Consider the following 12,298-nt stretch of genomic DNA (forward strand, 5'->3'; position numbering starts at 1 on the left):
ACAACCACCTTTCATGCACAACCAAACCTTAATTCTGATCCAATGTCAAGATGCCGTTGGATTGGTCGCCAACATTTCAAATACGCTAGCAAAATATCAACTCAATATTGTCACCATGCGTGAATATGTGGATGAAGAAGCCAACAAATTTTTCGTGCGTGTCGTGTGTCACGGGCTCATGTCTGAGCAGAAACAGCTTTCCGATTCCCTTGCCGAAGTACTTCCTCCATCCGCTCAGATACAGATAAACCCCAATAACCGCAAAAAAATCGTCGTCCTCGTGACCAAAGAGCACCACTGCCTTGCCGATATCTTAGTAAGACAACACTTCGAAACATGGGGAGCGGAGGTGCAAGCAGTAATTGGTAATTATGAATCACTACGCTCCTTTACGGAAAAGTTCGATATCCCATTTCATTGTATCTCGCATGAAAACCTAACAAAGGAAACATTCGAAAAACAGCTGATTGCACAAATTCAAAACTATCATTTCGATTATATTATTTTAGCGAAGTTCATGCGGATCTTGTCCCCTAAGTTTGTCAGTACCTTTGAGAATAAACTGGTCAACATACACCATTCATTTCTCCCCGCTTTTATTGGCGCCAACCCGTACAAGCAGGCTCATGCAAGAGGCGTTAAGATCATCGGCGCCACAGCGCATTTCGTTACCGACCAACTCGATGAGGGCCCCATCATCGTACAGGATATACGACATGTCAACCACACCTATACTGTAAAAGATATGGTAACTGCCGGAAAAGAAATAGAAAAGGCTGTTTTGAGCAGAGCAATTCGTCTCCTTAGCGAAGATCGTGTGATGCGCAACGATTACAAGACAATTGTATTTGAATAGTGATTACAATCATTTCCACATAAAACAATCATTACTTTTTTTCAGCGTTATTCTCCATTATTTCGTAAAAGAAATATTTAAGAATGACGCATACTTTTCATATCCCCGTATTAGGCTTAGCTTTCTCCATCGACTCCGCACTTAAGGTCGCACAATACGGTATCTCATCCGTAATGTCTATTGTTGACGATGAACTAATCGAGCGCATGCGCCGCTATTACTGCGGACAATATCAAATCTCTTATCATCCGATCGCTAAAACAGAAGACGATTACCGAGCAAAAAGAATTACGGCCTATCTCAATCTTGTACAGTTTGTGGTCAATAGGCAAATCGAGGCCTTAAAGCGTCAACCCTTTACCGAAAATTCAGAACTTACCAAATATTTTCAGCTTTTACCCGATTCACATCCTTCAAAGCCAATTTATCATGCGATGGAGATTGAAAGCAATCGCGCGATTAAAACGGAGCTCCAAGATCTATTGATCAATTACCTCAAAGCGGGAGACATCGATGTTAATATTATGTCCAAAGTAGATAAAATGAATTACCAGGATGGTAACCTATTGGATCAACGTTATTCGGATGCTTCAGCAGCCTTACGAGGTTTTGCCAATTCCACCCTGCATTCCTCTCTTATCCTTTCCGCAGGGATGAATCCACACCTATACGCTTACCTCGCTGAGTTACCGGCTTTCTTCCCCAATAGTGAGGGTTTATTTGACAAAAAGATCGTTTTGAAAGTAAGTGACTTTCGATCAGCGCTCATCCAGGCAAAATATCTCGCTAAGCGCGGTGTATGGGTATCCGAATTCAGAATAGAATCCGGTTTGAACTGCGGTGGTCATGCTTTCGCAACCGATGGTTTTCTTCTGGGGCCAATCCTTCAGGAGTTTAAAGAGAAAAAAGAAAGTCTGAAAACCGAACTTTTCGAGATATACCACGAATATTGGACTTCCCAAGAGCGCTCATTAACAACTCCCCCCATCATCAAGTATACAGTTCAAGGAGGTGTGGGAACTGCTTCAGAACATCAATTCTTGTTAAATTATTATGGATTCGATGCCGTGGGATGGGGATCCCCATTTCTGATGGTTCCCGAAGCAACCACGGTAGATCAAGAAACCTTAAAAGCATTGGAAACTGCCAAGCAAGAAGACTTCTACTGTAGTGGGGCATCTCCCTTGGGAATTCCCTTTAACAATTTCAGAAAAAGTGGCGCGGAGTACCTACGCCTGGAACGTATAAAAAAAGGACGCCCCGGTAGCCCTTGTAAAAAAGAATACCTTATTTCGAACACAGAGTTTAGTGATAAACCGATCTGCACCGCATCACGCGCATATCAATACCAAAAGATCCAGGAACTACAAAAACAAAATCTGTCCACTGCGGAATACGATAAAGCCTTCGACGCCATTACAGCGAAAACCTGTCTTTGTGAAGGGCTCGCAGCACCCGCCTATCTCAAGTACAATATCCAGAAGAACAAAGAACAGACCGCTGTATCCATCTGCCCAGGCCCAAATCTTGTCTGGTTCAAAAAACAATATTCTTTGCGGGAAATGATCGACCATATCTATGGCCGTATTTCAGTTTTTGAAAATGATAACAGACCTTTTATTTTAATTAACGAACTCAACCTTTATATCGATCATATTCAAAAATATGTCACAGACAATAAAAATATCATGAACGATAAAAAGATAAAATATGTAGCCAAATTCAAAGCACAATTACAAGCTGGAATAACCTATTACAACGAGCTTACCCAACATTTATCGCTCATTCCACAAAACATCAGCACAGCGATACCCAAACAGCTTGAACTTGCATCACTACGTTTAAAAGACATACATATTTAACTCCCTGATATAGCTTAAAACAAACACGGGGCGCTTAAATAAGCACCCCGTGTTGTTACCAAAGAATCTTTTGACAAGTCTTACTTCGCTATTTTGCGAAATTTACCAAATACGCCAAGTGGAAGTTTTGGTCCCGCAGTTGCTTGTAAAAACAACTCCCCTATTTCTAAGTTTTCCACTTTTGGAAAAGCCGTCTTAATTAAATTTTCAACAATAACAGAAGAAAAGCCTAATGAATACGTATTTAAAATCAAGAAATGTTCTTTAGGATCCAATAATTGAACGACCTCAGTCATCATTTCCATAATGTGATCTTCCAATTTCCATTTCTCTCCCTTCGGCCCATGTCCGTATGCCGGTGGGTCCAAAATAATCCCATTATACGTATTACCTCTTTTCAGCTCACGTTTTACAAACTTCAAAGCATCTTCAACCACCCAACGAATGTTATCCAAATTGGAAATTTCCATATTTTCATTAGCCCAGGTAACTACCTGTTTAATCGAATCTACGTGCGTTGTATCCGCGCCGGCAGCCTTTGCTATTAAAGATGCTCCACCCGTGTATGCAAAAAGATTTAGAACCTTCGGTTTCTCTGTCTTAAATGAACGAACAGATTCCGAAATATAATCCCAATTTACAGCCTGCTCCGGAAATATCCCGACGTGTTTAAAAGATGTCAAGCCCAATCTAAATTTGATGGCCACGTCGTTATTTTTATATTCGATGTGCCAACGGTCCTGGACCTTCGGATTTTTCTTCAACCATTCTCCAGAAGTAGCCGAACGACCTTTGAATTTGATATGGTAACGCTTGTTCCAATCCGCATCACTCAATGCCTTAGGCCATACAGCCTGAGGTTCTGGTCTGATTAAGATCAATTCACCAAAACGTTCCAGTTTTTCAAAATCACCACAGTCAATGAGTTCATAGTCCTTCCAATGCTGTGGGGTCAATAGTTGTATATTTGTTGCTGCCAAAATCAAAATTTTCCGACAAAACTAAGCTAAATTTCAATAGAAAAGAAATCTGCATGGTGCTAACACAGATCAAATACATAAAACTAAGCGCATTAAAACCCTAGTTTCACCTCTTATTGTCCCATAGATGCCTTAGCACTTTTCATTAATGGACTTGCAAAAACAAAGTTGTTCAATTCTTCCACATCCGATCGCATCATATCCTTATTGGAACCTTCCCAGAATTTTTGTCCCTTATAGAGAAACAAAATATACTCACCGATTCCCATCACAGAATTCATATCATGTGTAACAACGACCGTCGTACATTTCAATTCTTGCGTAATTTTTAGCACCAATTCGTCAATAACAATCGAAGTCTCCGGGTCTAATCCCGAATTGGGTTCATCACAAAAAAGGTATTTGGGGTTCATACTGATTGCACGTGCAATTCCAACCCGCTTTTTCATCCCCCCCGAAAGTTCTGCGGGGAACAGTTTATTTCTTCCCTCCAGATTGACCTGTTCCAAGCAATGATTCGCACGGTCCAATTTTTCCGCTTTGGACATCTCCGTAAACATGTCCAACGAAAACATGATATTCTGTTCGACCGTCATCGAATCAAACAGCGCTGAATTTTGAAAAAGCATGCCTATTTCTTTTCGAATAGGAACACGCTCTTCAAAATTCATCCGAGTAAAATCTTTGCCATCAAAAATCACCTTTCCTTTTTCCGGTTGGTGCAGGCCCACAATACATTTCAATAAAGTACTCTTTCCCGAACCTGACCCTCCAATAATCAAACTCACTTTTCCAGGTTCGAAATTTGCACTGATACCCTTCAGAACATGATTGTCTCCAAATGACTTGTTAATATCTTCGATTTGAATCATAAAATCTTTTTAAAGCATTAATGCGGTTATTACATAATCCGCAGCAAGAATAGTTATACAACCAACGACAACTGCTTCTGTGCTAGCTTGCCCAACTTCCAAAGCTCCCCCCTTCACATTATACCCTTTATAAGCAGATATCGAGGTAATAATAAACCCAAATACAACAGCTTTAACAAGGGCAACTGTCACCGTGAAACCGTTGAAGCCATCCTGAATTCCTAAAATATAATCCGCCTGTGTCACAGCACCCGAAAGTGACCCGCCCAACAGACCGCCAACTAAGGCGCATACGATGGAAATAATAACCAACATCGGAATCATGGTAATACCTGCCAATATTTTGGGTAATATCAAATAACCAGGGGCATTGATCCCCATAATTTCCAAGGCATCAATTTGCTCTGTCACACGCATGGATCCGATCTGCGAAGATATAGACGACCCAATTTTTCCCATTAAAACTAACCCCGAAATCGTTGGTCCCAATTCCAAAATATTTGAATCCCGGTTGATCGAACCAATAATAGAATTTGGGATCAAGTCCGAAACCATCTGAAAGGCAATTTGCATGGTCATAACAGCTCCAATGAAGGTAGAAATAATGACAATAAGTCCCAAAGATCCTATACCAATATCGGTCATTGCCAATACGGTTTCCTTCCAATAAATTCGACCTTTCTCCGGTCTTTTAAAAACTGATTTCAGGAGGATGAGATATGCACCAATGTGATGAAAGATCATATTATCTATTTAATTTCAATGTATTACGCCAATTTTACGACTATACTAAACCAAGTAATCCATTAAAGGTAATTAATTCCAGCAAATATATAAACAAGCGAAAACCCAAAAAGTATACGAAAAACGAAATTACTTACCGATCAATTAGTCACATTTACCGATTTTTTATGTATAATAGCCTAAACATTCATACGGTATCTCTCAAAGCGACTTACTTTTGAGACATATTAACAAACGGAATTAGTTATGAATACACGAAGAATAACAACTGGTATCACCATTCTCTTTATAGGAGTTGTCTTATTATTATCACAGCTCAACACAATTTCATTCAATTGGGTAGGTATTTTTAGATACTGGCCGCTGTTTATCGTCCTTGCCGGAATTCGTATGCTGGTACCCAAAGACCAACAGATTGGACAGTTTGTCGCCATTGGTTCTACCGTAGTGATTTTAGGTTTTTTGACTTACATAGGGCTGTCGACACCAAAAGAGCCGATTTTAACACAATTACTGAAAAGCAAAGGTGTCAACATCAATATCGACGACCCTAACGACAAAACAAATTATACAACGGAAAAACTCAATGTACCGTTGGACGATAAAATCCATAGCGCTACCTTAAACCTCGATTTGGGGGCCACTTCATTAAGAAATGATAGTAGCACTACGACAGAAATCTTCTCGGCATTTAACACATCAAAAGAATATTTACTGGGCGTAACTGTACATGGAGAGTCCGCAGACAAATTAGACATCAACCTAAAGGGAAAATTCAAAAACAAGGATTTTAACAGCAAAAATAATAATACTTTCATCGCGTTAAACCCCAATATCCTGTGGAATCTGAACTTTGATGTAGGTGCCATCGATGCCAATTTGGATCTATCACCCTACAAAATAGAAGCATTGGATATCGATGCTGGAGCCACTAGCCTAAAGTTAAAATTAGGACAACCCCTAGCAACAACTAAAATTTCGATGGATGCTGGAGCCTCCTCTATTGAAATCGCCATCCCAAAAAATGCTGCCTGCCGCATTACAAGCGACAATGCATTATCCTCAACAGATTATGAAGGCGATTTCCTAAAAAGTGAAGGCGAGGTAAAATCGACAAATTACGATTCGGCCGCTCAAAAATTCGATTTCGACATCAACGGTGGCATCGCGTCAATAAAAATTAGAAGATATTAATTGACAGCCAATTTTTAGTCAAGAAAAGCTAACTTTGTGTTAGATATGGACACAAGTAATATGTTGACATTACCTGGAATCTATTGCAATTCCAAGGTAGATTATTCGAGATGGAAAACGAGGGAAATTCAGATCGGTGATATTCCCATGGGTGGCGATAATCCCATTCGTATTCAAAGTATGACTACAGTAGATACAATGGATACGATGGGCTCAGTTGAACAGACCATTCGAATGGTTGAGGCGGGCTGCGAATACGTTCGTATTACCGCTCCTAGTATTAAAGAAGCACAAAATTTAGCTAACATAAAAAATGAACTTCGCAAAAGAGGCTATAAGGTCCCTTTAGTTGCTGATATTCATTTTACACCAAATGCTGCCGAGGTTGCCGCTCGTATCGTCGAGAAAGTAAGAGTCAATCCTGGTAACTATGCAGACAAGAAAAAGTTTGATCAGCTATCTTATACCGATGCAGAATACAAGCGTGAGTTAGAGCGCATCTATCAAAAATTCACTCCGCTTGTAAATATCTGTAAGGAGAATGGTACCGCTATGCGTATTGGTACCAACCACGGCTCACTGTCGGACCGGATCATGAGTCATTACGGCGACACCCCCGAAGGGATGGTCGAATCTGCCATGGAATTTATCCGGATGTGTGAAGATCTGAGTTTCTACAATCTCTGTATCTCAATGAAATCATCCAACCCACAGGTCATGGTCAAAGCCTATCGGTTGCTGGTCGAAAAAATGGTTTCCGAAAACATGAACTACCCCCTACATCTCGGTGTAACCGAAGCTGGAGACGGTGAAGATGGTCGTGTAAAATCTGCCGTTGGTATCGGAACACTTTTGGAAGATGGGCTCGGTGATACTGTACGTGTATCGTTAACCGAAGAGCCTGAACGGGAAGCTCCAGTCGCCATAGCACTTGTCAATAGATACAGTAAAAGAAAGGCAAACATCGAGAGTCAACCCAAACAAGAGATTGTTGAGCTCTCTCCAGACGCACCAAATGTTCCTTATGCCAGCCAGGAAGTTAATACCTTTATCGGAGGCTCTTTGGTACCAAGGATTGTGGTCGACATTTCTAAAGAAAATCTGAAAGACGCTCAGATCCTTTCCAAAGCTGGCTATCGCTATGATATCCTATTAGATAAATACCACATGGGTGAGCAGTCTGTAGACTTTGTCTATCTCGCAGACAATTTGCCATCCTTTACCATGCCGGCAAATCTGAAGCAAGTATATAACTACAACACCTGGTCAAAACTTACCGATCAAACTAATATTCATCCCCTCTTTACCTTAGACGAATTTGTAAAGTCGGACAACAAGGATAAAGTCCTGAATATGGTCAAAATCTGTAATTCAGATTTGTTAACCCCGCTGTTTGAATCCTTGCAACTCGACAAAACTGTTGTGTTCATATTAGAGACAGGGTACCTGCATGGTATGGCAGATCAAAGACAGTTCTTCCGAAACCTGCAGGAAATCGGGATCGACAATCCAGTCATTATCAAACGTTCTTATCTGGAAGAAGACTTCTCAGGACCTATTGGTGATTTTATGAATCCCGAAGAACCTATTTCAAAAATACAGCTTTATGCCGCTACGGATTTAGGTGCATTATTGATCGATGGATTGGGGTCAGGAATATGGATAGACTCTCCGGCAACGGCATTAGAAAACATCGCCTCGCTTTCTTTCGGAATTTTACAGGCAACACGATCTAGAATATCCAAGACAGAATATATTTCCTGCCCAAGCTGTGGAAGAACTTTATTTGATCTCCAAGAAACTACACAGATGATCCGTAGCCGTACCAATCACCTAAAAGGCTTAAAAATTGGCATCATGGGCTGTATCGTTAATGGACCTGGAGAAATGGCAGATGCTGACTATGGTTATGTTGGAGCGGGACCTGATAAAGTGACGCTATATAGAGGTCAGCAGATCGTTAAGAAAAATGTAAGTTCCGCACATGCCTTAGACGAATTGATCAAGATCATTCAAGATGATGGACTGTGGATCGAAGAAATACAACAAGACTAGAATTAACAAATAAAGTTTTACATAAAACAGTAAAGGGAATCAAATGATTCCCTTTACTGTTTTATGTATACGAATGAACTTACATTATATGTTATCTTCTTATCGAACAGAAAATCTTTTCACCACAGTTTCTGAACCAGCGACTACTCGTACAAAGTAAAACCCTGTCGTTAATTTTCCGCCATGCTCAAAGGAAAGATTTTGAATTCCCGAATCTAGGTTGCCATTCATTAATTGGAGAATCTCATTGCCCAATGCATCCATTACTTTAATAGAGACACTTGACGATTTTGCCAATTTAAATGAAAGATTTATTTGTTCCGCAATCGGATTATAGAAAACCTTCACATTATTGATAAGTTTCTCTGTGTCCTTGATGTTGTTGTCTTCCCCGAATGCCTCACTGCCGTCCAAAATATGTTGCGCAATAGTATGGTCATAAGGAGACTTTGCATACACCCGAGACACCCCGCTGCACAATGTCAGTGCGGATAAAAGTGTTAAACAAGCTGCTTTAAGTAGATTTCTCCCCATAGTGTTAAATTAGACTTCAAATACTGGTTACGGTTTAATCAAATATAACGCTAACTATTTGAATTATCAACAACAAAGTTAGTATTTTGTTTAAAAGTTTTTCAGCAAATAGATTCATTCTAAGTTTCTTTTAACAAATTTTAACAGCTCTTGCGCATGTCAAAGTAAATGCTAAAATTTGGCGCAGGAAATGTACCTACATAAAGTACAGGCAAAAAGTATATTTTTGCAGTATATTTTGAAATAAAATAATTGATAAATGGCAGACAACAGTCATCACAACAGTATCAATAAGGTGAGCTTCGCCGGATTATTGATCAGTTTAGGAATCGTTTTTGGAGATATCGGAACTTCTCCATTGTATGTTTTCAAAGCAATCATGGGACAAGGAGCCATTCAAAAAGACTTAGTCTTGGGTGGGCTATCCTGTGTTTTTTGGACACTGACCCTCCAGACAACAGTAAAGTACGTTTGGATCACACTGCAGGCGGACAATAAAGGTGAAGGCGGTATTCTATCCCTTTATTCATTGGTGCGTAAACGTGCCCCTTGGTTAATTTTCCCGGCGATGATAGGTGCAGCAACCTTATTAGCGGACGGAATGATCACCCCTGCCATCACAATATCTTCGGCTATTGAGGGTTTAGATCTTAAATTCCCTGGATTACCTACAGTACCAATCGTTGTTACAATTATCTCCTTATTGTTTATTATTCAACGATTTGGAACATCTGTAGTAGGAAAAGTTTTTGGTCCGTTGATGACGATCTGGTTTACGATCATCGGTGTAATCGGTTTATCCCATCTGCACCTAGCTCCGGAAGTGATGAAAGCAATCAACCCCTACTATGCCTTCCATATTTTAATTACTTACCCCCATTCACTATTATTGATCGGAGCAGTATTTTTATGTACTACAGGCGCCGAAGCATTGTATTCGGATATGGGACACTGTGGCAAAAACAACATCCGTATTAGCTGGATCTACGTTAAAATCACCCTTGTATTGAATTACTTTGGTCAAGGGGCTTGGTTATTGACGCAAGAAGGGCGCGTTCTAGGTGGAGCAAATCCCTTCTATTCGATTATGCCCGATTGGTTTATAGGTTATGGTATTGCTATTGCAACGATTGCAGCGGTCATCGCCAGTCAAGCCATGATATCTGGCTCCTATACCTTAATTTCAGAAGCAGTACGTCTGAATATATGGCCTAAAGTCGCAATCCGATACCCGAGCGAGCATAAAGGACAGTTATATGTACCATCCATCAATTTAATTTTATGGGTCGGCTGTATGATTGTTATCTGGGTTTTTGAAGAATCTAGTCGAATGGATGCAGCTTATGGTCTTGCGATCAATTTAACCGTTTTGATGACCACGGTATTAATGGGTTATTTCCTCGCCATGAAAAAGGTAAATCGCGTGCTAATTGCTATATTTTTAGTTGCTTATTTTGTAATTGAATTAACTTTCTTAGTAGGAAATGGTGTCAAAATAGCCCACGGTGGTTGGTTAACCCTTATGCTCGCTACGGCATTATTCGTAACGATGTACTGCTGGTACACAGCGCGAAAAATTAAAAATCGTTTTGTCAACTTTATCAATATCAATAAATATTACCCAATTATCTCCGAATTAAGTGAGGACAAATCGGTTCCCCCATATGCATCACATTTGGTATATCTGACAAGTGCAAATTTCAAATCCGAGATAGAGGCTAAAATTATTTATTCAATCATTAATAAAAAACCGAAGCGTGCGGATGTGTATTGGCTGGTCCACGTTGATGTGATGGATCATCCACATACAAAAGAGTATTCGATCGATCAGCTTATCCCGGGTAAGTTAATACGCGTTGATTTTAAACTTGGCTTTAGAGAAGAACAGCGCATCAGCCTACTGTTCAGAAAAGTAGTGGAGGAAATGGTAAAAAAAGGTGAAATTGATATTACCAGTCAATATGACACCTTGCGTAAACACAATATTCCAGGAGACTTTAAGTTTGTTGTTTTAGAGAAAGTACTCTCCAAAACCAACCAAATGACATGGGTAGAAAAGGTAATTATGGACATTTATGGTTACCTCAAAAAAATGAGTTTGTCCGAAGAAAAAGGTTTCGGTTTAGATTCCAGCTTTGTTACAATTGAGCGGGTTCCACTCAATTTTCCACAGACTTCAGAGGTCCATCTCATACGGAAAGATTAATACTCCTCAAGGTGATGCTTGCGCATCACCTTTTTTATTCAATAGAATTGCATTACTTTTGTTGCAAATAATACATCATGGCAGACGCTAATCCAAAAAAGAAATTACACCCTAGAAATAGACATCTCGATAACTATAATTTTGAAGAATTGAGCAAAGTCGAACCTTCGCTCAAAGATTTTGTTATAGAAAATGCTTATAAAGTAAAATCCATTGACTTTAACAATCCCGATGCTGTAAAGACATTAAACAGAGCCCTTTTAAAAAAATATTACCACATTCAACATTGGGATATTCCCAAAGAGAATCTTTGCCCCCCTATTCCGGGCCGAGCAGATTATATTCATTATATCGCAGACGTGCTTGCAAGAGACAATAATGGTGAGATTCCAAAAGGTGGAAATGTTCATGTCCTTGATATCGGTGTTGGTGCAAATTGTATCTACCCCATCATCGGGCATCAGGAGTATGGATGGAGCTTTGTAGGATCTGAAATTATCAAGAGCGCATACAAAAATGCGATCGAGATAACGCGGACAAATATGAGCTTAAAAAAGAGCATACAAATCCGTCTACAAAATAACCCGAAAGCCATATTCAAAGATATTATCCTCCCAGGTGAGAAATATGATGTGGTGATCTGTAATCCCCCATTTTTCAGCTCTCAAACCGAGGCTTTACAGCAGTCCATCCGAAAGACTACAGGCATTAAAGAAGCTAAAATAGACGAAAAACCTGTCACACAAGCATTTTCTGGACAAGGAAGCGAGTTGTGGTGTGATGGTGGTGAAAAAGCTTTCTTGTCACGCATGATCTTTGAAAGTCAATTTCACAAAGATCAAGTAAAATGGTTCACAACATTAGTTGCTCACCGTGAAGACATTCGCTTTCTACAACACAAACTAAAGAAAATAAATGTAAAAGAGACCGAGGTGATCCGCATGGAACAAGGCAATAAGGTAAGCCGAATCCTTTTGTGGAGATTCTAATACGTC

General features: G+C 39.9%; 10 protein-coding genes. 6 read left to right on the forward strand and 4 right to left on the reverse strand.

From position 1 onward, the window contains the following. Positions 1-13: 13 nt before the first annotated feature. Both purU and ACLCDV_RS22410 read left to right on the forward strand, forming a co-directional pair. Positions 14-856 carry a formyltetrahydrofolate deformylase gene (purU, locus tag ACLCDV_RS22405; protein ID WP_336838088.1) on the forward strand — a complete coding sequence of 281 codons (843 nt, stop codon included), beginning with the start codon at positions 14-16 and terminating at the stop codon, positions 854-856. 83 nt (positions 857-939) lie between these two features. Further along, positions 940-2,718: a hypothetical protein gene (locus tag ACLCDV_RS22410; RefSeq protein ID WP_411972263.1), complete on the forward strand. Its 1,779-nt coding sequence runs from the start codon at positions 940-942 to the stop codon at positions 2,716-2,718. An 80-nt stretch (positions 2,719-2,798) separates the two neighbouring features. Here the strand turns inward: ACLCDV_RS22410 and ACLCDV_RS22415 are convergent, their stop codons facing one another. The 3 genes from ACLCDV_RS22415 to ACLCDV_RS22425 form a co-directional block, all read right to left on the reverse strand. Beyond that, positions 2,799-3,704 carry a class I SAM-dependent methyltransferase gene (locus ACLCDV_RS22415; protein ID WP_411972264.1) on the reverse strand — a complete coding sequence of 302 codons (906 nt, stop codon included), beginning with the start codon at positions 3,702-3,704 and terminating at the stop codon, positions 2,799-2,801. A 107-nt stretch (positions 3,705-3,811) separates the two neighbouring features. After that, a complete protein-coding gene (locus ACLCDV_RS22420; RefSeq protein ID WP_075994183.1) occupies positions 3,812-4,570 on the reverse strand; it encodes an ABC transporter ATP-binding protein in 759 nt (252 codons plus the stop codon). Between the two features lie 9 nt (positions 4,571-4,579). Beyond that, positions 4,580-5,314: an MlaE family ABC transporter permease gene (locus tag ACLCDV_RS22425; protein WP_046671950.1), complete on the reverse strand. Its 735-nt coding sequence runs from the start codon at positions 5,312-5,314 to the stop codon at positions 4,580-4,582. Between the two features lie 246 nt (positions 5,315-5,560). Here ACLCDV_RS22425 and ACLCDV_RS22430 point away from each other — a divergent pair, with 246 nt between their 5' ends. Together ACLCDV_RS22430 and ispG are read left to right on the forward strand one after the other, a co-directional pair. Beyond that, on the forward strand, positions 5,561-6,508 hold the full coding sequence (locus tag ACLCDV_RS22430) for a LiaI-LiaF-like domain-containing protein (RefSeq protein WP_411972265.1): 948 nt from the start codon (positions 5,561-5,563) through the stop codon (positions 6,506-6,508). Between the two features lie 45 nt (positions 6,509-6,553). Continuing rightward, on the forward strand, positions 6,554-8,563 hold the full coding sequence (ispG, locus tag ACLCDV_RS22435) for a (E)-4-hydroxy-3-methylbut-2-enyl-diphosphate synthase (RefSeq protein ID WP_411972266.1): 2,010 nt from the start codon (positions 6,554-6,556) through the stop codon (positions 8,561-8,563). Between the two features lie 99 nt (positions 8,564-8,662). On the opposite strand, the gene ACLCDV_RS22440 is transcribed toward ispG, so the two are convergent. Further along, complete coding sequence (locus tag ACLCDV_RS22440; protein WP_317669549.1) at positions 8,663-9,097, reverse strand: T9SS type A sorting domain-containing protein; 435 nt, start codon at positions 9,095-9,097, stop codon at positions 8,663-8,665. A 259-nt stretch (positions 9,098-9,356) separates the two neighbouring features. Between ACLCDV_RS22440 and ACLCDV_RS22445 the strand changes: the two genes are divergently transcribed. Both ACLCDV_RS22445 and rlmF read left to right on the forward strand, forming a co-directional pair. Continuing rightward, the gene (locus ACLCDV_RS22445; RefSeq protein ID WP_317669548.1) at positions 9,357-11,303 is read left to right on the forward strand and encodes a KUP/HAK/KT family potassium transporter; all 1,947 of its coding nucleotides are present in this window, start codon (positions 9,357-9,359) and stop codon (positions 11,301-11,303) included. Between the two features lie 77 nt (positions 11,304-11,380). Next, positions 11,381-12,292 (forward strand): 23S rRNA (adenine(1618)-N(6))-methyltransferase RlmF, encoded by a 912-nt coding sequence (gene rlmF, locus ACLCDV_RS22450; protein ID WP_201667220.1) that lies wholly within the window; start codon positions 11,381-11,383, stop codon positions 12,290-12,292. Positions 12,293-12,298 lie beyond the last annotated feature (6 nt).

Origin of the sequence: Sphingobacterium sp. Lzh-3 (genome assembly GCF_046764375.1) — a bacterium.
In the GTDB taxonomy this organism is placed as follows: Bacteria; Bacteroidota; Bacteroidia; order Sphingobacteriales; family Sphingobacteriaceae; genus Sphingobacterium.

Coding starts and splice junctions, on each gene's coding strand:
- purU (WP_336838088.1), top strand. CDS start 14: ATGCACAACCAAACCTTAATTCTGATCCAATGTCAAGATGCCGTTGGA.
- ACLCDV_RS22410 (WP_411972263.1), top strand. CDS start 940: ATGACGCATACTTTTCATATCCCCGTATTAGGCTTAGCTTTCTCCATC.
- ACLCDV_RS22420 (WP_075994183.1), bottom strand. CDS start 4,570: ATGATTCAAATCGAAGATATTAACAAGTCATTTGGAGACAATCATGTT.
- ACLCDV_RS22425 (WP_046671950.1), bottom strand. CDS start 5,314: ATGATCTTTCATCACATTGGTGCATATCTCATCCTCCTGAAATCAGTT.
- ACLCDV_RS22430 (WP_411972265.1), top strand. CDS start 5,561: ATGAATACACGAAGAATAACAACTGGTATCACCATTCTCTTTATAGGA.
- ispG (WP_411972266.1), top strand. CDS start 6,554: ATGGACACAAGTAATATGTTGACATTACCTGGAATCTATTGCAATTCC.
- ACLCDV_RS22440 (WP_317669549.1), bottom strand. CDS start 9,097: ATGGGGAGAAATCTACTTAAAGCAGCTTGTTTAACACTTTTATCCGCA.
- ACLCDV_RS22445 (WP_317669548.1), top strand. CDS start 9,357: ATGGCAGACAACAGTCATCACAACAGTATCAATAAGGTGAGCTTCGCC.
- rlmF (WP_201667220.1), top strand. CDS start 11,381: ATGGCAGACGCTAATCCAAAAAAGAAATTACACCCTAGAAATAGACAT.